At 42.0% G+C, this 22,016-nt stretch carries 21 protein-coding genes; 6 read left to right on the top strand and 15 right to left on the bottom strand.

From position 1 onward, the window contains the following. From BUB19_RS17475 to BUB19_RS17410, 14 genes are read right to left on the bottom strand one after another with little or no spacing between them, the layout of a single operon-like run. Nucleotides 1-1,173: a TraJ family protein gene (locus BUB19_RS17475; RefSeq protein WP_073096155.1), complete on the bottom strand. Its 1,173-nt coding sequence runs from the start codon at nt 1,171-1,173 to the stop codon at nt 1-3. Next, nucleotides 1,170-1,967, bottom strand: coding sequence for a hypothetical protein (locus BUB19_RS17470; protein WP_245802890.1), 798 nt, complete (start codon nt 1,965-1,967; stop codon nt 1,170-1,172). Before BUB19_RS17470 ends, BUB19_RS17475 begins: the two co-directional genes overlap by 4 nt. Beyond that, nucleotides 1,964-2,623, bottom strand: coding sequence for a hypothetical protein (locus tag BUB19_RS17465; RefSeq protein ID WP_073096153.1), 660 nt, complete (start codon nt 2,621-2,623; stop codon nt 1,964-1,966). Before BUB19_RS17465 ends, BUB19_RS17470 begins: the two co-directional genes overlap by 4 nt. Then, entirely contained in the window at nt 2,620-3,267 is a 648-nt protein-coding gene (locus tag BUB19_RS17460) for a hypothetical protein (protein ID WP_073096151.1), read from the bottom strand. Before BUB19_RS17460 ends, BUB19_RS17465 begins: the two co-directional genes overlap by 4 nt. A gap of 3 nt (nt 3,268-3,270) precedes the next feature. Continuing rightward, complete coding sequence (locus BUB19_RS17455; RefSeq protein ID WP_084097426.1) at nt 3,271-3,903, bottom strand: hypothetical protein; 633 nt, start codon at nt 3,901-3,903, stop codon at nt 3,271-3,273. After that, nucleotides 3,794-6,442, bottom strand: a complete 2,649-nt coding sequence (locus tag BUB19_RS17450) for a TraG family conjugative transposon ATPase (RefSeq protein ID WP_084097424.1) — start codon at nt 6,440-6,442, stop codon at nt 3,794-3,796. The genes BUB19_RS17455 and BUB19_RS17450 overlap by 110 nt, the downstream gene beginning before the upstream one ends. Next, nucleotides 6,414-6,725 carry a DUF4133 domain-containing protein gene (locus BUB19_RS17445; protein WP_073096149.1) on the bottom strand — a complete coding sequence of 104 codons (312 nt, stop codon included), beginning with the start codon at nt 6,723-6,725 and terminating at the stop codon, nt 6,414-6,416. The genes BUB19_RS17450 and BUB19_RS17445 overlap by 29 nt, the downstream gene beginning before the upstream one ends. Continuing rightward, nucleotides 6,725-7,030, bottom strand: a complete 306-nt coding sequence (locus BUB19_RS17440) for a DUF4134 domain-containing protein (RefSeq protein WP_073096147.1) — start codon at nt 7,028-7,030, stop codon at nt 6,725-6,727. Before BUB19_RS17440 ends, BUB19_RS17445 begins: the two co-directional genes overlap by 1 nt. A gap of 54 nt (nt 7,031-7,084) precedes the next feature. Continuing rightward, nucleotides 7,085-7,405 carry a DUF4134 family protein gene (locus BUB19_RS17435; protein ID WP_073096145.1) on the bottom strand — a complete coding sequence of 107 codons (321 nt, stop codon included), beginning with the start codon at nt 7,403-7,405 and terminating at the stop codon, nt 7,085-7,087. A 1-nt stretch (nt 7,406) separates the two neighbouring features. Then, complete coding sequence (locus tag BUB19_RS17430; protein WP_073096143.1) at nt 7,407-7,757, bottom strand: hypothetical protein; 351 nt, start codon at nt 7,755-7,757, stop codon at nt 7,407-7,409. Between the two features lies 1 nt (nt 7,758). Next, nucleotides 7,759-8,070, bottom strand: coding sequence for a hypothetical protein (locus BUB19_RS17425; protein WP_084097440.1), 312 nt, complete (start codon nt 8,068-8,070; stop codon nt 7,759-7,761). Nucleotides 8,071-8,078: 8 nt separating this feature from the next. Beyond that, nucleotides 8,079-8,723 (bottom strand): ParA family protein, encoded by a 645-nt coding sequence (locus BUB19_RS17420; protein WP_073096139.1) that lies wholly within the window; start codon nt 8,721-8,723, stop codon nt 8,079-8,081. Between the two features lie 12 nt (nt 8,724-8,735). Continuing rightward, nucleotides 8,736-10,238 carry a relaxase/mobilization nuclease domain-containing protein gene (locus tag BUB19_RS17415; protein WP_073096137.1) on the bottom strand — a complete coding sequence of 501 codons (1,503 nt, stop codon included), beginning with the start codon at nt 10,236-10,238 and terminating at the stop codon, nt 8,736-8,738. Beyond that, nucleotides 10,238-10,618, bottom strand: a complete 381-nt coding sequence (locus tag BUB19_RS17410; protein ID WP_073096135.1) for a plasmid mobilization protein — start codon at nt 10,616-10,618, stop codon at nt 10,238-10,240. Before BUB19_RS17410 ends, BUB19_RS17415 begins: the two co-directional genes overlap by 1 nt. A 542-nt stretch (nt 10,619-11,160) precedes the next feature. On the opposite strand from BUB19_RS17410, the gene BUB19_RS17405 reads away from it, so the two are divergent. The 4 genes from BUB19_RS17405 (at nt 11,161) to BUB19_RS17390 (ending at nt 17,718) form a co-directional block, all read left to right on the top strand. Further along, nucleotides 11,161-12,441 carry an nSTAND1 domain-containing NTPase gene (locus BUB19_RS17405; protein ID WP_073096133.1) on the top strand — a complete coding sequence of 427 codons (1,281 nt, stop codon included), beginning with the start codon at nt 11,161-11,163 and terminating at the stop codon, nt 12,439-12,441. A 682-nt stretch (nt 12,442-13,123) separates the two neighbouring features. Then, nucleotides 13,124-14,611, top strand: a complete 1,488-nt coding sequence (locus BUB19_RS17400; RefSeq protein ID WP_073096131.1) for an ATP-dependent nuclease — start codon at nt 13,124-13,126, stop codon at nt 14,609-14,611. A gap of 883 nt (nt 14,612-15,494) precedes the next feature. Further along, nucleotides 15,495-16,460 (top strand): restriction endonuclease, encoded by a 966-nt coding sequence (locus BUB19_RS17395; RefSeq protein WP_073096130.1) that lies wholly within the window; start codon nt 15,495-15,497, stop codon nt 16,458-16,460. 670 nt (nt 16,461-17,130) lie between these two features. Beyond that, complete coding sequence (locus BUB19_RS17390) at nt 17,131-17,718, top strand: DUF6904 family protein (protein WP_073096128.1); 588 nt, start codon at nt 17,131-17,133, stop codon at nt 17,716-17,718. Nucleotides 17,719-17,883: 165 nt separating this feature from the next. On the opposite strand, the gene BUB19_RS17385 is transcribed toward BUB19_RS17390, so the two are convergent. Beyond that, a complete protein-coding gene (locus BUB19_RS17385; protein WP_262485844.1) occupies nt 17,884-19,110 on the bottom strand; it encodes an IS4 family transposase in 1,227 nt (408 codons plus the stop codon). 982 nt (nt 19,111-20,092) lie between these two features. Between BUB19_RS17385 and BUB19_RS17380 the strand changes: the two genes are divergently transcribed. After that, nucleotides 20,093-20,443, top strand: a complete 351-nt coding sequence (locus BUB19_RS17380; protein ID WP_073096124.1) for a hypothetical protein — start codon at nt 20,093-20,095, stop codon at nt 20,441-20,443. Between the two features lie 597 nt (nt 20,444-21,040). Continuing rightward, nucleotides 21,041-21,985 (top strand): CPBP family intramembrane glutamic endopeptidase, encoded by a 945-nt coding sequence (locus tag BUB19_RS17375; RefSeq protein WP_073096119.1) that lies wholly within the window; start codon nt 21,041-21,043, stop codon nt 21,983-21,985. Nucleotides 21,986-22,016 lie beyond the last annotated feature (31 nt).

Raw genomic sequence — 22,016 nt, 5'->3', positions numbered from 1 at the left:
TTATTTTCCAAGAATTCCTTTTGCCGACATGCGGGACCCGCTGCGGCTTAGGGTAGAACCAGTCCTACCTGCCGTTGCTGCGGCTGCCGTGATCCCTGAGGTGCTGATGATCCAGGTAGAAATAGACGGTACCGTGGTGATGGCAATGGCTCCAACCAAAAAACTAATGATCACCAGGCCAAAAGAGAGGATGCCATTACCTGCCATCCAGGCCAATTTGGTAAGCACTTCCTCGCCGCCCGATGTATCTAAAAGCGCTTCGTATTTCTGAATTTCCTGCAGAAAGGCATATTCCTGCATCAAGCCGCAAACATAGAGTACCAGGTAGGCGATGCCTACGTACAGATTGACGGCCACAAATCGGGCTATCCAGGTAGTGAAGGCATCCCTAAAGGCAGGTAGTATGCTCGCTGCCAGCGAAAAGGGACCCAATATCACCAAAATGGTAGAGTATATGATCTGGATAAAAAAGATGAAATAAACACATATCCGTAATATCCAGATGGCTAAAAGTTCCAGTAATTGGGTGACCAATAGCTGCATATTGGTCTGCATCCGGATTCTCATCTGGACCAATGGACCGTATACATTATCTGTAAAAAATCCCTTAACCCCATCCACCATCACCGTTCCCAGGCCTTTATCTGCCTCCTGAGCTTGTTGCGAGGCCAATTCAGTGGTCGCCTGGTATTCCACCATTTTGTCAGCCACCTCTATGATGTATACTGCCCGGTCTAAACGCAAAGCGTTGATCCGATCATTTTGGGTGGAAAACATGGCCTCTGTTTTGGCCGATATAAGGTCTGTCGGAAAGGCAATGATTCTACAGAAAACGCCCCACCACATGGTTAGCATCAATAAGCCGAAGGGTCGCAGAAGGGGCATAATCTCCATCTTTTTATCTCCCACCATCATTTCGTAGGCCTTAATCGAAAAGAAAATCAGCATAAAAACACAGGCCAATGCCTGGGCATCCTGAATAAAGGGGCCAAAATGACTGTAGGCATAATCGCGCATGCCTTCGAAAAACCTCATGATACCCCGATCATAAACGCCATTTCCCTGAAGAAAAGAAATGGCTTCTTTGTACTCATCAGCAGGTACAGGAGTCTGAGCATTTGCCTTAGGCAGACAAATCAGAAATAAAGCGAAAGTGATCAGAGAGTTTTTCATCTTAAAGAGATTCGTCGTTGTAAAATGCCCGAAAGAATTTCGTCGGTTGGATCTGCTTTTTTCACTAACTGGCCACTCCCATTCTGCCTTTTAAGGATGGTTTCCTTTAAGGCAAGGACTTTCCGGGACAGGGCCAACTTCTGATCCCAATCGCTCTTAAGTTTTCGGAGATCTAATAAAATCCGGTGATACATGAGGATTCGTTGGCCTCTTTCCATGTCCTCCGTTTTTGCAAATCCATATCTTTCGGCCAGGCTTTTCATGTTTTCCAGGTACCAGGCATAGGCACCATTTTCTTCCAGATAGGCCTTCACCTGAGCGGATTGGTGTTGGAATGCCTGGGCTTCACTATTTTCCAGCGGCGCAAGCTCCTTTTTGTAGTAGAGCAGATACAGTGGATCAGCGGAAGAAAAGGCTCCGGAAATGCGGGCCATTTCCCTGGTAGCCAGGTTCCGGATGGTATCTGTTTGCTGCTTGTAATAGTCCGAGGAAATTTTCATCGCCACTGCCAATGCCATTCGCTGCGTTTGCTCCCCTCTCGCAGAAAGCGGCCTTCTGTCCAATTTGGGGTAGTTGGGGTGTAAAGCCCAGGTCAAATACCAGTTGGAATTGGTGGGGATACCCAGAAAGCGATTGGGACGGGGCAGGAATCGGTCTTCATCCCATTGTTTGAAAACCATTCTTTCCTGCTGGGCTACCACTGCCCGGTCCTGAATGGGAGTTTGTGCCTGGCTACCTGCCATAAACAGCAGCCCGAAAGCCGGAAATAATATCCAAAATTTTGGGTTCATCATCGCAGCAGGTGTCTATGGGCAAGGATTTGGTTAGCCAAATTCTTACTCTGATTGATATAAGCCTGATAGGGATTTAGCTTTTTGAGCACGCCATTGATATTGGCCCAATACATGGCATGGCGGACTGCAAGCAGGTATCCCGCTATCCGTTCCAGTTCCTTCTGGATTTTCCCTAACAGCTCATCTCTCACATTAGGGTTGATAAGGAGATTTTTTCCTTCGGCCAATACAAAGGCGGAAACCTCCGTTACCAGGGTAAAGCTCCTTTCTTTGGCCTGGCGGATATAGGTTTCGGCAAAAAGGAGCAAAACGGGATTTTGGGAAGCCATGGAAATGGTTTCATCACTTAAGGCATAAATCCGTTGCAGGGTCCTCCCGATCTGTTTTACCTGGATGGCATCCTTTAATCCTTCATTGACCTGGTTGAGCGACCGGAAGATCATGGTCTCTACCATGGCCAGGCTGGATACATTCAGTCCAATGTCATCCGTGTTTTTTCGGATACCGTTCAGGCTTTCCTGATAGCCTATCTCAGTAATATTCCTCATGGCTGAATTTTCATTGATGATGCGGAAATGCTCCCGGTCAAACACCACCGTTTGAGCTTGCAGCTCAAAGGAGAAAGCCAAAATGAATATCGTCAGCAGCTGTTTCAATCTTTTATCAGTTGAATGTTTGCCAATATTTCATCTACCATTTCGGTAGCTTCATTTGGGTATTGCGGAATGTTGTTTCCCGCTGATCTGCGCCTGATTTCGGAAGCCAGCGTTTGCGAAGTGGCGCTCGCGAGCCGGTTGATCGACCGGAGTTCCTGTATGACATGCTGCAACAACAGCCGCCTTTCGGAAACCTTCATCTGGTTAAGGTCACCGATGGAGGCCGCTAACCCTATCAAATAATTCATCAGGGAATAGGACTGCTTTACGAAAAGCTTTTCGGTTTCCAGTGCCAGCGGGATCAGCAAGGGATCCTTTTGGCAATGGAAAGTTATTTGTTCCTGGTGACCAATGATAGACCTGAGCAAAGGATTGGCTGATGAAGACAGCCCTACTGCCTCTATCAGTAAATTCAGTTTAGCATAGCGCTCCTGCAGGGTACGGTATTTCACCTTTACTTGCCCCATCAAATTCCTGTTCACTTCTTCATTGATGGCATTTTTGGCCTGGTTGGTCTTTGCTTTGGATTGCCTTTCATGTTCCTTTTTCGAATCTTCCACCAATTGATGTAATAAGGCAACGTTGACCTGCCCAAAAACAGGGGAAGAGAAAAGTAGGCAAAGGGTGAATAGGAGCTTTTGCATGGCTTATCGGGTTAGGACTTCTCTTTTTCTGAGGATGTCATTCATAATGGCCAGGTCCATTTCGATGTATCCCTGGAAGGGGTTCAATGACTTGAATAGTCCCTTCATGCTGGCAAATTGCATGGACCGGTACATTCCATAGGTATAGGACCTCAGGATCAGCAATTCATTCAGAATGGTGTTGATTATTTTTGCCCTTTCCCCTGCATCCATCAGGTTATCCTTGCCTCCCTTCAGGGCAAATTGCTGCACTTCAAGAGCCAGGGCGGTGGCCCTTTGCTGAAACAGGGAGGCATTTTGTTGGGCAAAGACAAGGAATTCAGGGTTGGTACGGGCCAGTTCCAGGATATCCCGGACATCACCGGAAATGCCCGTTGCGATCCGGGCAATCTCTTTTACATCGGCCAGATTGGTGAGTATGGCGCTCACCTCGGTCAGACCTTTATAAAGTTTCCCCTGCATGGTATTCACCACCTTAAGGTTTCCGGTCACCGCCAACTGCCCCCTTTCTATCAAGGTCAGCCGTTCATTGGTGTTGTTCAGCTGGGTATTGATCACCGCTGCATGGGTGGCCTGGGCTACCGAAACGGCAGGGTCCACATACACCTGGGCCTGCGCCAAAACGCTGGTGAGCATCAAAATAAGAAATGGGAAGGTTTTCATCATGAAGGATTTTTAAGTGGTTATTTCTTTTTTTTTCTGAATAGGGAATTCCGAGTTGATTGATCAAGGAGAAAAAACGGTTCAGTTCCGCTCCTGAATCTTTGAAATCCGCCACAAAGCGGTCCAGGCCTTCTTCGTAATTGCCGTAGCGATCAATGTAGATTTCCACAGCCGCCTTTTCAGGCTTTTCCGTAGTATAGGTCAGGTATTGGTGAAGGGAAACCTCTACACCGTACACCTCTCCGGTAGCTCCCCTCCGGATATAGACCTCCTTAAACCGGCCCCGGCCTTCTGTATTGTCAAACTGGTTGATAGTGAAGATCTTTTTCCTTTCGTGTTCATTGATGGAAAGCAGGGAGGCTATTTCATCGTAGTGGTCCTTGAATTTTGACTGATCCAGCAAAACAATGGTATCGGAGTTATTTATAATGCTGTCCTTGACCACGGTATTGCCGATAATATCTCCCAGTTCCTGGGTCACCACTATGGCTTCTCCCCAGAATTTCCGGACCGTCTTGTACAGGTAAAGGATATAGGTGGCCATTAGCGGGGAGGCAATGGCTTTCCAGGCCTCTTCGATAATGAGTGCTTTTCGCTGCCTGCTTCTAAAGCGCATCTTTTGGATAAATACATCCATGATGATCAGCGTGACGATCGGAAAAAGTACTTTGTGTTCCTTAATGGAATCAATTTCAAAGACAATAAAGGATTCCCCAAAAAGGGATTGGTCCACTTCTTCATTCAGCAGGCTGCCGTACTCCCCTCCCTTATAAAATTTCTTCAGGACGAACTTGAATTCATCGATGTTGAAATGGATGTTTTCCTTCTGGATCATCTCCGGAATAAATACCAGGGCAAATTCATAAAAGCTGTTAAAACAAAGGCGTGGTTTTTCTGCGGGGGCTTTAAAATAGGATTGGTAATAGGCGGCAATGGTATCGGATATCACATCAGATTCTACCTGAGAAATCTGGCCTTCCGCTGATTTCCACAGCACAGAGATCAAAGTCAAGAGGGCATCTTTCTTCTCGATGTTGTATTCTTCCCTGCTGATGGCAAAGGGATTGGTGGTAATGGGGTTTTTCTCGGAATAGGTAATGTATTTCCCCCCATAATAGGCACAAAGCCCAAAATAAGAATGTCCCGTATCCACGATGACCACATCCATCAGCCACCTGGGTTCGGGGCTTTTATTGTACATGCAGTACTGTTCGATCAGGGCGTTCATAAAAAACGACTTGCCCGATCCCGATGGGCCCAGGACAAATTTATTCCGGTTGTTGATCCGGTTGGTTTGCATGGGCAGGTCGGCGGGATCAATCTTTACCGGTATGCCCTGTCTGTCCGTCAGCCTGATCTGAAAATTGCTGACCTCGTCCCGGCTCATGGATTCCTTAAAAAAGAAGCACAAAGCCGCATCGGAAGTGGTCAGGAAATAATCATAAGGTTTCAATTCGGCCGTATTGCAGGGCAATGCGGTTCTGAACAATTCCAGTTGGTTGTAGGCATTCTTGGAGGGGATAATTCCCTGCTGAAATAGAGAAGATTCTATGAAATTGGCGGTTCCCTGAATCAGTTCTTTCTCTCCCGACACCAGGATATTGAAATGGGAATTGACCAGCAACTGGTTGCTTCTGGTAATGTCCTCCAACAGTTGGTCAATGTCTTCCACACACATATTGTTCGCAGAATCGGGTATGCCAGAATGTCTTTTCCGTTTTAGTTCCAACTTCCTCTGGGTCATGGCCTGTGGCACGATTTCAATCACCTGATTATAGATAATGGTGTTGAAATGGGGGACTGAAAACAAAAAGCCCATATTGTCAATGGGAAAGCCCTTTAGGGTATCCTTATCGGTCCTGACCTGATGGGTGCTCACCGTTTGGGGAAGGTCAATGGTATCCGTATTGATCAGACTGATGGAGCGGACTGCCATTTTGCCCATTTCTACCTGCTCATCTCCTGCAAGCAGGTTGTTGAGACAGAATTGGCTTTCGTGGAAATTCATGGATAGGATCCGCCTGATGTAACGGTTGATCTGATTTTTGTTCAAGGCATTTACAGGCAGATGACTTCGGATAAATAGATCAGCTACCTTGTCAATGGATTGTGTAAAATCATGGAGCTGTTTTTGGCTGTAGGTATAGAAACCTGATTTTGCCCTTTTGGTAATGACCAGAAAAGTTTGGTGGAAGGTGTAGATCCTGCCCCGGAAATGTTCATCGTACTTCCGTTGCAGATATTCGCCGGAAGCTTCCGGGTTGAACTGCTTCCTGCTCAGGATATCCTGTTTCTGGATCAGGTAACCTTCTCCCAGTATTTTGATGGCATTGACATAGAGTTGGTGGAAATTGTCATAATTCCCCGGATCAGCAGCAAACTGCAAGACGGGGTTTTTAATTTCCAATACCACCCCAAAGTCACCTTTTTCGTTGAAAAGGATATCATACCCTTTGCAGTGATCCACTCCAAGATAAGGCAATTTAAAGGGTGTTTTTCTCCGCTTTGGCATGGTGATAATGCTTTAAATCTGTTGGGGGCAGGAATACCCCCAGGTTTCTTGTTTTATTATGCAGGCCTTTTTTCTGTTGTTGACTGGTAAAATAAAGGCCACCTGTAATCGTGCTTATGGTAAGAATTCCTCCAAAAACCATATCAGTAAGGCTTCCAATCAAACCGCCCAGGACCAGGCCCATCACAAGGGAGGTGATGCCCCAACCAATGTATTTGCCCTGAAAACCTTTGTACATCAGGGGTTTTTGAAGCCCTTTGTAGATGGAAAATTGCTTGCCCATCAGACTCCGAAAAAGGCCTTGATGACCACGCTGACCAGGACCATAAACAGGCAGGAACCTCCCCAGCCCATCAGTTCTTTGTTGATGTCCTGATCGCCGCTGTTCCATTTGATATAGACCCTTACCCCACCTATGATTCCGACTACCGCGCCGATAACCAGACACAGGGAGGCCACCGGATCCACATAGCCTATAAGGGAAGATTCTGCTGCCGTGATGCCCTGCACTCCCTGTGCTTTTGTTTGAGCCAGGCTTAGCACCGCCAGGCACAGACTTAGAATTGATTTTTTGCTGTTTTTAAACATGATTGAATGATTTAAATGGATTGGTTTTGTTGTTGATTTCGAATTATTCGTTTTTTATGCTATAGGTACCTGATACAAGGCACTCAGAAAGATTCCTAAAACGGAAAGGAAAATACAGGCTCCAAGCCAGCCGGCTACTTCCATGTCAATGTTTCTCCTGCCCATTTGCCAATTGTTGTAAATCCTCAATCCTCCCAGTAAACCGAAAAGAGCTCCCAAGACCAGAATCGCAGAGGAAAGGGCCCTGAAGTTTTGGGCCATCAGGATTTTTCCTTCATTGATCTCCGGAATTCCGGGAGGTGTTTGTGCCATGGACACCCTAATTCCTACCAGGAAAAACAGGGTGACTGCCAGGATAAGATAGGAGGTCTTCATATTAGTAAACCAGGTGTTTTTTGACTTCTATCGTTTCGTTTTGAGCCAGCTTAAACAGTTCTGTCATACTACTGACCCCACCGGTGGAAACATTGGTATTTTCCCGGTAAAGTCGCCATTGGTCGCTGCCTTCTGGTTTGGCCTTCCCCACCCCATAAGCGGAATGGTGGTCATCCTGATCGTCCTCCTCCCCGATAATCCTTGTCGGCGCTTCCTCTGGTAGTTCCAGGAGTTCATCTCCTCCGATCAGCAATTCATCGTTTTGAGGTTTTAGCAGATCCAAGACCACCAATAGCCCGTAGTATAGCAGGTAGCCGGATGCCAGGTATTTGATAAATTCAGTCCATCCCATGTCATAGTTTTTTAAAAGATTCGCGGATCTCCTCTATCAATTCCGGATGATCCTGAAAGAAACGCGTCAGCAGGAAATTGATAAACCGGGTCACGTCTACGGAAAATACCGGATACAACACCTTTAGAATCTCCTCGTGCCGCTCATCGATTTTTATCAGTCTCTTTTTGCTCCCTTCAATTCTCAAGTCTCTGACATTTTCCAATTGATGGAATATTTCTTTGTCATGGTTTAGCGGGCTCCCTTTGGTCAGCTTTCTCATCTTTCCGCTGGCAGGTTTTGGGGAAGACCTATCCGGACGGAAATTGCTCATTAGATTTTTTATGTATTCGTCTTGTGCCATGCCGGGTCGATGTATTCGTTGTAAATGGACTCAAAAACCGGCTCGATCACCTCAATGATGTTTGCCGGTATGTCATAGGTGGTGATACGTTGGAAATCTATCCGCTCGGTAATGCTGTTGGTCACCACACCGAAATTTTTCAGGGCCTCCTGAACAGATTTCATGGTCTCGTATTTGACACTGCTCCGCACCCGATTGGGAATAAAAATGATTTTAGCCTTTGGATTGATCTTTAGGATCACAAAGGAAAATTCGATGGTAGAAGAAACGGAGTACTCATCGTAGCTGAAGGGACAGAGGATCAAGTCTGATTTCCGGAACACCGGAACCAATTCGTCGTCATCCATTTTACCCGCCAGGTCAATGATGCTTACCTGGTTTTCTTCCTTGGAAGCCTTTTTTTGAATAGATGTAAACTGGGAAAGTTCGGCAGCCTCTACCGGATATAGCGGTTCGTTGTCAATCACCTCCGCAGCCTGCGCTTTGTTGTAAAGGGATCGCTGAAAGTCCATGTCATAGACTTTTACCGGTTTGTTTTTGGCCAGGGAGAGGTAATTGGAAAAAAGGACTGACAGGGTGCTTTTTCCGACTCCCCCTTTTTGGTTTGCGAATAGGATAATCATATGCATTGGTTTTTATCTGATGCTTCTTTTTTTGTTGTCTTTCTCTTTGTTCCTTTTCCTGCCATGCAAGGCCTCATCGTCCACATCTTGATGGATGTCCAGGTTGATGTTGGAGATCGGGTTTGCTGTCTCCCGGTCAGGTTCGACCTGATCATTTGCCTGGGATTCTGAAGTAGGGATTTCTTTCTCCGGATGTACCGGCACCAGTGCTCTGGATGCTGCGCCGATTCTGGTCAATGGGCTTTGTTCTATTTCAATCCGCTCTGGAACATTCCAGAGGCGGGCAAAGCGATTGTATTCGCCGCTCCTAAGAATGGATTCGAGGCTAATAAAAAACCGCTCCCGGGCATCCAGCAAGTAAAGGCGCTTTTCGTTTACCAGTAGATGCAATCCGTATTCTTCCAGACCCTTCTGAACCTGGTGATGGCCTTCAAAAACCGAAAGTAATTTTAGCCGGTAAGCGGATTCTCTGGGCAGGCGTTTGAACCGGAATACGGTATCCGTAGTCCCGGTAATGTTTTCATAAGCTGTTTTATCCACTTGGAAAGCGAAATTGATGACCTTAACGGCATCCCTTGTATCTTCCTTTGTCAGGTTTTTGAGTGGAAAAACTTCACTGCCTTTCAAGATGATTTTTCTATTATGGTCGATGATGGTATAGCCATAGGGGGCTTTCCCATCCTTTCCGTGAAAAATCAGTTCCACTCCGAATTTTTCTTTGAGAAAGTCCGCCATTTCGGATCGGTATCCGGTTGGTTTTCCCAGGCGGTTGCCTTTTAACGGTTCGAATACAGGGACGGGGGCACTGTTGTATACCTTTCTGTATTTGTCGCATAAAGCATGTAGCTGCTTTATTCTTGCTTTGTCCGGGGAATAGGAATTGGCTTTAGTATTAAATTGCTTAAGCAAAAGTTCCCCCTGCAACAGGCCAAATTTGAACAAGACCAGTTTGCCCTCTTTTTCATTGAGGCTATATCCCTGGGTTTCCAGGTATAGCTTGGCCTGGCTTATGGTGGAAAAGGAAAAGGATTTTAGCTTATCCAGCACCTTGTGGCATTCATTCTCCGGATTCCGATTCCTGATTTCCAACATGCATTTTTGCGCCCGGATCCTTTCCATGCTGTCGTTGATTTTCTTGGCATCGGCTCCAATTCTCGAAGAGACCATATGAACATGGTTATTTTTCGTATCCCCGTGGAAGACAATCAGGTAGGGATTGCTGCCATAACCCATTTTATGCAGCCATTTTTCGGCCATGTCAGTAAGCTCTTTTTTGTCAAATTCCCTGCCCTTACAGGAGATCATGGCATGGAACTGCTGGTTTTTCACCCGGGTGTTGCGGTTGGCGTGGACTTTCAGAAAGGTTTTCATTTCATCCGGTGTCACTTTCGAGGCCGATTGCAGGTAACCGAAATTCCGGAATTTCATCAGCTCTCCCTTGGCAGACTGGGTTTTGTTGGTGTTGTAGGACACCCCGTTGAAGGTACTGGTCGATGATAGGATTTTGACGGTCATCAGCTAAGGGATTTATAGATTTTCCTGAACGTCCGGTTCATGTCCTCCTGGTAGTCCAGGTACCGGGCAAGTAGGCTGTTGAATTGGACAAATACCTTCGGGTCCAGCTCCTCCACCCTGGAATACTGATTGGCATGCTTGGCCAGCTGGTTGATATTGTTGTTGACCCTCCCCTGCTCTGCAGCCAGCTCATTCAGCGTTTGAAGCAATTTATCCGTCTTGATAATGGAAGCATCTCCCTGTATTTTCCTTATCAGGTTCCTCAGCGTATCGCTTCTGGAAATACCCGCACTTTTGGAGAATTCATCCAGGAATTTCACTTCCTGATCATTCAGCCGGAAGGTGATTTTATGTGTTCTGTTTTCATGGGAATTCTTCATATGTATCGGGCAGCCTGGTCCTTACCAGGTTTTGTTTGATCCAAAGAGAAGGAGAAAAAAAATGGGATAAAATACGTAAAAAGCTATATTTTAGCGGTATACGTAGGTATACGTATAAGGGGAGGCAAGCTTATGCATCTATTTGAATTATGTTGTTTAAAAAGTTTGTTTTGTCCTGAAATAGGTTTACTGTTTGAGTGGTTTTAAAACAAAAAACCATTAAAATTGTAAAGCACTATTTGTACGATTTTAAAAGAAAGATTGTTCGGTATTATCTTAGCTCTGATGACAGTATGAGCACCACCGCCGTTAACTTGCTAATGCTTCTGGACACGACTCCCGCGCCAAATGGATACCGAGAAAAGTCGGCACAGGTTTTTCATTCACCATTCAAGACACATTCACCGAGTATAATTCATTTCTAGTGCAAGCTTACACACGAAAATCCTAGCGGATTTTCTATTCAGTTTGTATTTGCTAACTTTAGTGCTTAAACACTCAACAAAATCATCCACAAACGACTTGGGCTTTAGTAAAAAAACATGAAATTAGATATTACAGATATAAATGACGCTTTCTCACCAACACATGAAATAAGTGATCCAACAAAATTTGTAGGACGTTACGAGGAAATTGAATCTCTAGTTCTTGGATTGACCACTGATAGCTCTTTTCTGTCAATCTTTGGTCTACGAGGAATAGGTAAATCATCGATTGCGAAACAAATTAAATTAATTGCAGAGGGAGATAAAACACTTACAAAATTATTAAGCCTTGAATACCTATTACCAAAGAAAGGTTTCAATTACATGGTGCACCTAGTTTCATGTGATGAATTCATTCTAGATATTACTTCCCTTATCAAGAGAGTTCTTTTAGGTGATGATAAAAATGAATCCATTTTTTCACACAATAAAAACGGAGATAAAAGAGTCAAATCTTTTAAGGAAGGTGGAAAAGCAAATATTGGAGGAGGATTTATGGGTATTAAAGGAGGTATTGAAGGTTCAGATGAAACCACCTTTGAGTCTATACAAACTGACGATTTAGTACAGGAATTTAGAAAGGCACTTTCCACAACTCAAAAGGACAACCAGAAAAAAACAGGATTGCTTATTCTTATTGACGAGTTTGATATTTTAAAAGATAAAAGAGGATTTGCATCTCTTGTAAAAACCTGTTCATCTAAGTATGTAAAATTCGGAATAATTGGTATTGGTGAGAGCACAGAAGACTTAATTGAAGATCATGCATCAATTGGAAGACAAATAAGCAGTGTTTTAGTCAAACCAATGAATATAAAGGAGTTATTAGATATAATTAACCATGCAGAAAGTTCGATTAGAAAAGAAATTAAGTTTGATTCTGATGTCAAAAAAGACATGGTTAAAGAAGCTGAAGGCTTTCCCTACTTCGTCCACTTGCTTGGCAAAGAGTGTCTGCTTTTAGCATTCAAACGACAACTTAAAGTTGTGACCGAAGAGTTGTATTGTGAGGTGAAAGATAAATTGATTAAAGGAAAGATTCAATTAACACAGGAATTTCGCTATGTTGAAGCATGCAGAACCTCGCAAGAAAGAGAGCTATTATTAAGACTTTTTGCATCTTCAGACGACAACAAGATCTTAATTGAAGAAGTTTATAGTCAAGCAAGAGAATATGGTATAGAGAAGCCCTCAAGTTTCATGCATAAACTAACCGAAAAAGGTAAAATAGAACCAATATTGGTATACTCTAGAGATGAAAGGCATGTAAGATTTTCTGATCCTATTCTAAAAGTCTATATCAAAAAAAGAGAGTCAATCCATGAGAAAAACGACTAAATTAATCCCAATCGAGGTAGCCTTTAACTAAGCTAATTTGCGCAGCTAAAGGCTCTCAAACCGCCGTAGTACGACAAGGAGTTGTTTGAAAAATTTTTAACGTTCCATAAACGATTAAACCTTGTGTTCCATCAATAGGATACGTGCATTTCTGGTAACGGAATTGTGCGAAGCTTTCTAGACAAGACAGTATTTTGAGAATAATGCCTGCTGTATAGTAACGTCAGGTGCGGGAAGTTATGGGTATGATCAACATACGTGAACTGCTGATAAATGTCGTGAAGTGTAGACAGCGAAATACAGTGGCAGGTTGTGACCAAAATGGTAAGGGGCATAGACAGCAGGCTTTTCGGTTTCTGCTACATGGATTTCGATTCCCCCGGCTGGCGCTCTCACTGCAGACCTCCCCAGTGAAAAGTCAGGGTTACCCCTGCGCTTAGGGATACCGATTAAGATCGGCACTAACGAAATGCTTCGGCACAGGTTTTCACCCGTTGGAACGGTCAACTTTTTGGACTATATTCACCAATTAAGGCAAGCATAAAGCTAGGAAAACATGGGGGCTGACAGGTTAAAAAGCACATTAAATAAAACTTGATTCTTTGTTTAAAACCTTTAGTTCCAAAACGCCCACGTTTCTTAGCCATGTCCGTTAGCAACCAGTATTTAAAATGAACAACTCATGTACCAAAGTGAAATAAGAGATAGCACTATTCAAGCATTAATCGAAAAAGCTCGTAATAGAAACTACGGAAAATACCTTTGTAAAGTTTTTTTGAACAGGGTTAGAGGGCTTCAAAATCAAACAATAAGTTTCGATTTTCCAGTAACAGCAATAATTGGAACAAATGGTGGCGGAAAAACAACAATAATCGGATCCTCGGCAATTATCTATAAGCATATTCAACCTAAAAAATACTTTGCTCGCGGGGGTAATTTTGATTTAGACATGGCAAATTGGGAGATCCAGTATGAATTGATTGATAGAACTAAAGTTCAAAATGATTCGATAAGAAGAACCGCAAATTATAGGCGACTCAGATGGAATCGTGATCCACTCGAAAGACAAGTTCTAGATTTCGGAGTATCTCGAACTGTTCCACCTATAGAAAAGAATGAATTCAATAGATTTGCTAACAGCAAAATTACGTTCGATCCAAGTGTAATTCACCCAATATCAAATATTTTAGGATCTGCCATTGGACGTATTCTTGGTAAAGACATTTCACAATTTAAATATGTTCGATTTACTACGTCTGGAAAAATCGACTTCCTTTCAGGGACTAATGAAGCAGGTCAACAGTTTTCGGAATTCCATTTTGGAGCAGGAGAGTCAAGTATTATAAGGATGGTGTCTCAAATTGAGGCTCTTCCGGAAAATTCACTCGTTCTTATTGAAGAGATTGAAAATGGTCTTCATCCCGTTGCAACTATTAAAATGGTCGAATATCTAATTGATGTAGCCTTTCGAAATAAAATTCAAACAATTTTCACAACACATTCAAACGATGCACTTAAGCCACTTCCAGATATGGCAATTTGGGCGACTATAACTGGTAAATTGTTCCAAGGAAAGCTGAACATACATTCTTTAAGGGCTATATCAGGAGAGGTTGAAGCAAGTCTTGTGATTTTTGTAGAAGACCCCTTCGCAAAAATGTGGATTGAATCTATACTTAGAAGTTTGGATGGGATTGTAATGGAAACAATTGAAATCCATCCATTAAGTGGAGATGGGAATGCTATAAAAATGCATAATCATCATACTATCAATCCAACGACTACAGATAAGCCATCTGTTTGTATCATTGATGGTGACTCTCGCCAAAATGTAAATATTGAAAATCGTATATATAGATTGCCAGGTGAATCCCCAGAAACATATATTTTTAATTCGGTGTTAGAAAAAATGAATGAATTCAAGATTATTCTGGCAGCTGCCTTACACAAAAAACCCGATGATGCTGATAAAATTGAAAAGATATTAAAAGAAGTTAAAAATAGTAATATGGATCCTCATTTACTCTTTTCACAAGTAGGATTGAAATTGGGCTTATTACCTGAGGACCTAGTTAAGATGGCATTTCTAACTGTTTGGAATCAAGCATATCCTGAAGAAGCAAAAACCCTTATCGATAATTTTGATCAACTTATTCCGAAAGAGAAATAGTCAGTTGTTAATCGTGTGGCCGTAAGAGAAAGACCTGCCTGAGCAACTCACCCACAACTGATTTTCGACAAGATAACTGTTCAACGGTCCATGAACGATTGATGTTTCATCGATAGGATACGTGCATTCCTGGTAACGGAATTGTGCGAAGGTATCCGGACAAAATAGCCCGTAAAGGGATTCTGAGAAGAATGCCTGTTACGCACCAACCTAAGGTGCGGGGGAGTCATGGGTATGGGCAACATAGGTGAACTGGCAACAGATGTCGTGAGATGTAGACAGCTAAAAACGTTGACACGTTGTGAACAAAACGGTAAGAGGTCCAGTTGGCAGGCTTTTCGGTTCCTGCTACATAGATTTCGATTCCCCCGGCAAAGAGGCAGGACCTAACCCCGTCCATTATCTAAGCGGAACTTGGTAAGTTGGCATCCTTTCCCAGTAATCCCGGGATTATTAGGTTGCAAAGCAGGCCAAACGGAATGCGGGTACAGGAAAGATGGAGAAAGCAAATGCCGCCATATAATGTGGCGGATAGGCCCACTTCCGTCATAGTACTCTTTTAACGTTGGGCCCTCTCACAGCAAACCACCCCAGTGAAAAGTCAGGGTTACCGCCGTGCTTAGGTTTACCGATAGAAGTTGGCACAGACTACCGAAATGCTTCGGCACATGCTTTCAACCGTTGGAACGGTCAACTTTTTCACCTATATTCACCATTCAAGATACACATAAGGCATGATAGCCTCATACCGCCCCCTCTTGGATAAGTTCGACAGTATTCGTACTTGGGTAAGCAAAACAATGGATGGTGCAACCTGATAGTTTGTGAGGTACAACCCTATGTGCTAAAACTTTGGGGCAAATAAAACAGACACAATTCAACTATGGGTGACAATAACATTTTTCATTATCCTCCTGATTTATTTGAATTATTGGTTCAGACAATCCCTTTGCTAAATAAGTCAAAGGAATCTGTTCTATTATTTTTTAAAGGAGCAGGAGTAAATGAGAGCATATTTTCAGATATATCAAATAAAGTACGTGTGGACAAAGACAGAATTAATAAATTTTACATTGTTCGCACGATCCTTGAAAGGATAAATGAGAAAAATGAAACACATTTAAGAGAACGACGAGAAATTATAAAAAGAGTCACTGAATTTGAGTCTTTTTCAAATTGCTGGGAAAGTGATAGACTTAAAGCTATAGGATTAGTTTCTGAAGTTCAAAAAGTGGTTAACGTAAAAGACTCATTCACTCGAATGAAACAACAACGGGAAACCGAGCAAAAGAAACGCGCACAAGAATATCAGAAAAAAGTTGATGAAATAAGAAAAAAACAAGAAATAAAAGACCGAATAAAAAAAGACCTTTATTCTCTATTTGGAGAATCAAATGCTCAAAAAAGAGGAAAACATTTAGAGAAAGTTCTGAATTTTTATTTCAAGACATTCGACATTTTAGTAAAAGAAGATTTTAAGAGAACTGGTGAAAACGGAGAGGGGATTCTAGAGCAAATTGATGCAATAATTGAAATTGACTACCAAGTCTACTTAGTTGAAATGAAATGGATGAAAAGCCCAATCGGAAGTAACGATCTTTTCGCTCATCTAGGGAGAATTTATCATAGAACTGGAGCTCATGGCATTTATATATCTGCATCTGGATATACGCCATCTGGAATTGAAGCAGCTAAAGATGCATTAAAAGGAAACGCCCTTCTTGTTTTATTTGAACTTGAAGAATTCGTTAATATTATAGAGGATGAGATAGACTTTAATCAATATCTGAGAGATAAGATTAAAAAAGCAATAATAGATAAAAATCCCTACGTACGAATGGACAAATAATTACGCGTGCTAATCTAGCCTGACCTGAGTAATTTATCTCAAGTTGAGGCTCTAACATCACCGGTGTTCGACAAGAAATCGTTTAGATAACTGTTTAACGTTCCATGAACGATTAAACCTTGTGTTCTATCAATAGGATGCTTGCATTTCTGGTAACGGATTTGTGCGAAGCTATCTGGATTATAGAGGCTGTAATGGGATTCTTTGAAGAATGCCTGTTGCGCAATAACGTCAGGGGCGGGGGAGTTACGGGTATGAACATATGTAAACTGCCAAGAAATGTCGTAACGTGTAGACCGCGAAAAACGTTGACACGAAGTGGCCAAAATAATAAGAGGTATAGTTGGCAGGATTTTCGGTTTCTGCTACATTGATCGAGATTCCCAAAGCTAGCCTTCTCACCGCAGGCCTCCTCTGTGAAAAGATAGAACAGGCTTTGCTTGGTTGGCTTCGGGACGTTTTCCCCGCAATTAGGGATTTTCACCCGTTGGAACGGTCAAATTTTTGACCTATATTCACCATTCAAGGCACACACAGATGCTAAAAAATCATAGGCTAATGAGCTATTTGCAAAGAGCTTTTGAATCGGGTACTTTTAATAAATTAACAAGCGGTCAGCCTACATATTTTAGCTGAACGTTTTATTCTATTGGTGTAAACGTAATAACCTATGCTTTATATAATTCCAACTAAGAGAGGAATCGGAATTGAACTCTGGGGAGCTTACGGTGACTTAAATAACTTTTATGAAGTTATAGGTAAATTTTGGAATGACGAAAAAGCATCCGAAAAACTAGGATTCGAAAACCGAGACAAATTGATAAGTAACTTTTCATTCGAAATAAGAAAAGCAAAAGATAACAGTCGTTTAAAAAGGGAGAACAATCACCTTTATCCATTTGAAGAAGGAAAATATTTGGGTACACAATTTTCATGGGTACACTTCTTGTTTTCAATATCAGCACTGAAATACAACATGCAGTTTTACGAAACAAACAAATTCGATATTTCAGTAATTCTTCAAATAGAATTTTGGCTTGAAAAGGCCATGAATTCCTACGATGAAACTGGGGCAAGAAATCTGATACCATTTATCAATGATGGATTACATGGAGCAAATGAATATATCTATCAATGCATGAGAACAACAAACCTTGAATACTTCTTGCTGGGAGGTGGCAAGAAAGCTTTTAGGAAGTTGCCAGAACTTTTAAAGCGTGGAATTTTCTATACTGAGGAGTCAATGCTATTAAGTTAAGCTTTTTGGTTTGTTATTTTGGTTTCAAAATGGAATAATTTTGATTTTTCCCTGCCGGTTTCGGGCTTTTTATCAGGTTTAGGGCATAGACTTCCTTACTCCTGAAGCAGGTGTCAATTTTTAGTGCGATATGTTGTATTTTCTTCTCTTTCCTTCCGCTTTTTGCTATTTATAGTATTGGTTAGTCCTTGCCGATTTTCCCAGACCCTTTCTAGAAAATTTCCTTCCCTTCTTTACCGCTACCAGCTTTTGGGCTATCTTGTTGACCAGGGTTTCCAGTATTTTTTCCACACTTTCCCGGCTGAACAACTCCACAATCCTTTTTCTGAGTTGTAGAAAAGCATTTTTCCAGTTGTATTTGTACGTCAATTTCCGTTTCTTTTTCCTGGACCTACTTTTCTTTTCAATCTGCTCAGTAGCAGCTATGCCGGCAAGTGCTACCATGTTCATGGCCAGGATATGGGCATAAAATTCCTGATAGATCCCCTGCGGCTTTCTACATCCGAACTGCTCTACTTTAATCTTAGGCTTCAAATTTTTTATCCCTTCCTCAACTCCCCATCTCATGCCATAAAGTTCTACAAGGTCTTCAGTTTTAAATGATTCCATATCCTGTAGACTGCTTACCAGCAGTTCGGTTTCACCTGAGTCAAGAACTGCTTTGGTTACCCTTACCCGTATCGGTTCCGATGTTTTGGCTGTTTCCCTCTCCGATCTGCTTGGTGCCCATTCGGTGATAAAATCCATCCTGCTATCGGCCATTACGGCTTTTGCAAAGTTGGATATTCCGGTAGACATTCGGATGCAGAAGGGTCTTGCTTCGCAGGTCATTTTGTGTGCCATGTGGAAGTTTCCAAAATTCCTGTCCAGCACCAGAAGGTCATCCGGCCTGGGTGGAATTTCCAACAGGCAGTCATCGAGTAAGCCGGATTCGCCGGTACTCATTCTTCCGAGTCTTGCCTGTAGCGTAAGGCCGGTAAGTACGTCATAGACAAGAAGTATCCTGGCTAGTGAGGTCTTTGAACTACTGGATTGAACTCCAAAATATCCTCTTATCTGCTTGGATGCTGGCAAATTTAGCGTACTTCCATCGCCACCAAAAACCCTGTATCCCTTCCATCTGGCAGTGGTGAACGTGTCATAATCTTCTGAACTGATAGCGCAGAGATCAGAAAAAAATTGCCATTCAATTTTATAGCGCGCCTGTGAGAAAGCACTTCCGGTGACTTCTCGTTTCCCCAGCTTGGAAAGGACGTCTTCAGTATCAGAATCGGCGGATTCTTTGAACAGTTGGAGCACCGAAAGTACTACAGTTTGAAAGTCGAGCGGGGAAGACCTGGAAAAATGGGCAGGGTCAGAACAGTAATTGTACTGATTTTCAGACGATTGTATTTTTTTAAAGATTTTTTTTCGGACAATCCCAAGATATATCCGTCGTGTTTTGGTTGGTATTTTGTACCTTCATAGCTATATGTTTAAGACAACATAATTTACCTAAAGTAGGCCGGTTTTCATAAGGAAAATCGGCTTATTTTGTCTCCTGAGGCCATTTTTTTTCTTAACTTAATAGCATTGACTGAGGAGTACAACGAACACCATAGACGTTTGGAGGCGGATGCGAATAGATTGAACTGCAAACCTTCAGAATTGGAAATTGATGATGACCACATAGATTACGACAGTATAAAATGGTAAAAACAGACTCCAGTCGAGTAGGTAAAGAGGAGTCCCACCCCTATACCTTTCACAGAACCGTAGTACGACAAGAAGTCCCTTTGATAACTGTTTGACGTTCCATAAACCATTAAACCTTGTATTCCATCAATAGGATACGTGCATTTCTGGTAACGGAATTGTGCGAAGCTATCCTGACGATATAGCCCGTAAAGAGATTCTGTGAAGAATTTCTGCTTCGTACCATCGTCAGGTGCGGGGGAGTATTTGGTTGGATAAACATTTGTGAACTGCTTATAATTGTCGTGGCGTGTAGACAGCGAAAGACGATGACAGGTTGTGACCAAAAAATGGTCTTGTTGGCAGGCTTTTCGGTTCCTACTTTTTAGATTCCTGTTCTCCAGGCAAATAGGCAGAATCTAACCCCATCCGTTTTCCAAACGGAAAATTTCCGGTAAAACAAAGCGAAAAATATCAGCACAGCAATTCCACCCCTTGGAGCTGTTAATTATTTGGCCTATATTCATCTTTCTAGATGCGATAGCACTATGAGGAAATTTTTGAACCGGTGAAATAAGTAATTGTCGCCCTCTTCTAGTGTTGTCTACATTAATAAATTAAACGAACTATATTTAATCGACGTTCTCTTCAAACATTTCCCGAAGAACGTTAAAATGAGAAATCATAAAAATTTTAAGATATGAAAAAATTTGGTAATCAAAGCGTATCCTTGAATATTAAAAATACAGGTACAAATAGATACGCATCTATTATTTGGAAGCATGATGAAAACTTGGATAAGGAACGATTTGATATTTCTACCGGTCCTTTAAATAAATTAACAGTCCCGGAAATTTTTGAAGAAATTAATGAGCCAATTGACTTTATCGTAAACAATGACGATGAAGATCATAGAATTACTTTTGAAATAATCCCGAATTGGGAAAATGATCTAATAAACATTAAAATAAAAAAATATCCTCAAATAGGAGACTCCATATTAACTAAAAATGAAAAAGAAGGGTTCTATGTTAGAATAGTAGGGAATTAACACTACTTCTTTTTGGGCCAGACCAGAGCCAAATACTTCAGGATTAGAATCTACCATTAATCAATCGCAGGTATGTCCACCAAGGCGGGACAAAATTGGCTTCGATTACTATTAGACATTTCCTAAAGGATTTGTGTTCCTTCACGTTGGATACCTGCATTTCTGGTACGGAATTGGGCGAAGCTATCCGGACAATATAGCCTGTAAAGGGATTCTGCGAAGTATCTCTGTTTCACACCATCGTCAGGTGCGGGGGAGTATTGGGTATGGTCAACATACGTGAACTGCTGATAAATGTCGTGACGTGTAGACAGCGAAAGACGTTGACACGCTGTGATCAAAACGGTAAGGGGTATAGTTAGCAGGCTTTGCAGTTTCTGATACATGGATTTCGATTCCCCCGGCTGGCCCTCTCACGACAGACCACCCCGGTGAAAAGTCAGGGGGCTTTCCGAATGGCTTGCCTTCGGGACAGCCTGCCCCGACTCAGTCAGGGTTACCCCCGGTGCTTCGGGATACCGAAATGCTTCGGCACAGGTTTTCACCCGTTGGAACGGTCAATTTTTTGACCTATATTCACCATCGAGTGCACACGTTATGGAGAACCAATTCAATTATTTTGACAATCCTATTAGACTAAAGGTTTTCCAATTAGCGGGAGTAGTTATACGGCTATTGGGTTTTGTTATTGTAGGAACCTTTTTAAGTCAGTTGCTTTTGTCTGCATTTACTGGGCCAAACCTTATTGATTCTGATAAAATGATATTTGAAATGGAAGATGGAACAGAAGCGAGGTTTTTGTTTTTATTAATGCAAGCACTCTATGCTATATTTGTGTTTTTTGTCTTGCCAATACTTTACATATTTTTTTTACAGAAGAATTTAAAACAAATTTTTTTGATTAGAAAAAAAAGATTAGGAAGCTTTATTTTAATATCACTTCTCATTTTTATAGCTGCATTACCTTTCATATCTCAATTGATTGAAATTAATCAACAATTCCAGCTACCAGAAAGACTGTCAGACCTGCAAGAAGTTCTTTCCAAAATGGAAGAACGTGCTCAAAAAGTTACGGAATTAGTTGTGCTTTATGATTATTGGTATGAGATAATTCCTATTTTGTTTGTAGTAGCTGTTTTAGCAGGTATTGGAGAAGAATTGCTGTTCCGAGGAGTTATACAAAATGAAATTCATAGCATTTTAAAAAACCCCCATGTTGCCATTTGGATTGCAGCAGTTTTATTTAGCTTTATTCATTTTCAGTTTCAGGGATTTCTTCCTCGATTGTTTTTGGGTGGTCTGTTAGGTTATTTGTACTACTGGTCAGGTAGTTTACTCGTACCAATATTTGTACATTTCGTAAACAATGTACTCACTTTTGCTTTAATTAATTATTCAAAACGTCAAGATGAAATCCTTTTAAGCACAAGTGATTCACTAGGAATTACTGTATTATCAACTATAGTTTGCATATTTTTAATTATTGCTTGCTACCGACTTTTTTTAAAGGTAAGAAAGGTGAGTTATAAAAAAATAAATTAACGAAAATACTAAAAACTTTGATCCATTTTGG

The sequence above is a fragment of the Cyclobacterium lianum genome (assembly GCF_900143075.1).
GTDB lineage: Bacteria > Bacteroidota > Bacteroidia > Cytophagales > Cyclobacteriaceae > Cyclobacterium > Cyclobacterium lianum.
This window is presented reverse-complemented; position numbering and strand designations above follow the sequence as displayed.

Bases quoted from the DNA above. Each gene is read 5' to 3' on its own strand.
- BUB19_RS17420 (WP_073096139.1), bottom strand. From the start codon at position 8,723: ATGATTATCCTATTCGCAAACCAAAAAGGGGGAGTCGGAAAAAGCACC.
- BUB19_RS17470 (WP_245802890.1), bottom strand. From the start codon at position 1,967: ATGATGAACCCAAAATTTTGGATATTATTTCCGGCTTTCGGGCTGCTG.
- BUB19_RS17440 (WP_073096147.1), bottom strand. From the start codon at position 7,030: ATGTTTAAAAACAGCAAAAAATCAATTCTAAGTCTGTGCCTGGCGGTG.
- BUB19_RS17475 (WP_073096155.1), bottom strand. From the start codon at position 1,173: ATGAAAAACTCTCTGATCACTTTCGCTTTATTTCTGATTTGTCTGCCT.
- BUB19_RS17400 (WP_073096131.1), top strand. From the start codon at position 13,124: ATGTACCAAAGTGAAATAAGAGATAGCACTATTCAAGCATTAATCGAA.
- BUB19_RS17435 (WP_073096145.1), bottom strand. From the start codon at position 7,405: ATGAAGACCTCCTATCTTATCCTGGCAGTCACCCTGTTTTTCCTGGTA.
- BUB19_RS17405 (WP_073096133.1), top strand. From the start codon at position 11,161: ATGAAATTAGATATTACAGATATAAATGACGCTTTCTCACCAACACAT.
- BUB19_RS17430 (WP_073096143.1), bottom strand. From the start codon at position 7,757: ATGGGATGGACTGAATTTATCAAATACCTGGCATCCGGCTACCTGCTA.
- BUB19_RS17415 (WP_073096137.1), bottom strand. From the start codon at position 10,238: ATGACCGTCAAAATCCTATCATCGACCAGTACCTTCAACGGGGTGTCC.
- BUB19_RS17455 (WP_084097426.1), bottom strand. From the start codon at position 3,903: ATGCTCACCAGCGTTTTGGCGCAGGCCCAGGTGTATGTGGACCCTGCC.
- BUB19_RS17410 (WP_073096135.1), bottom strand. From the start codon at position 10,618: ATGAAGAATTCCCATGAAAACAGAACACATAAAATCACCTTCCGGCTG.
- BUB19_RS17395 (WP_073096130.1), top strand. From the start codon at position 15,495: ATGGGTGACAATAACATTTTTCATTATCCTCCTGATTTATTTGAATTA.
- BUB19_RS17380 (WP_073096124.1), top strand. From the start codon at position 20,093: ATGAAAAAATTTGGTAATCAAAGCGTATCCTTGAATATTAAAAATACA.
- BUB19_RS17445 (WP_073096149.1), bottom strand. From the start codon at position 6,725: ATGGGCAAGCAATTTTCCATCTACAAAGGGCTTCAAAAACCCCTGATG.
- BUB19_RS17390 (WP_073096128.1), top strand. From the start codon at position 17,131: ATGCTTTATATAATTCCAACTAAGAGAGGAATCGGAATTGAACTCTGG.
- BUB19_RS17375 (WP_073096119.1), top strand. From the start codon at position 21,041: ATGGAGAACCAATTCAATTATTTTGACAATCCTATTAGACTAAAGGTT.
- BUB19_RS17425 (WP_084097440.1), bottom strand. From the start codon at position 8,070: ATGAGCAATTTCCGTCCGGATAGGTCTTCCCCAAAACCTGCCAGCGGA.
- BUB19_RS17450 (WP_084097424.1), bottom strand. From the start codon at position 6,442: ATGCCAAAGCGGAGAAAAACACCCTTTAAATTGCCTTATCTTGGAGTG.
- BUB19_RS17460 (WP_073096151.1), bottom strand. From the start codon at position 3,267: ATGCAAAAGCTCCTATTCACCCTTTGCCTACTTTTCTCTTCCCCTGTT.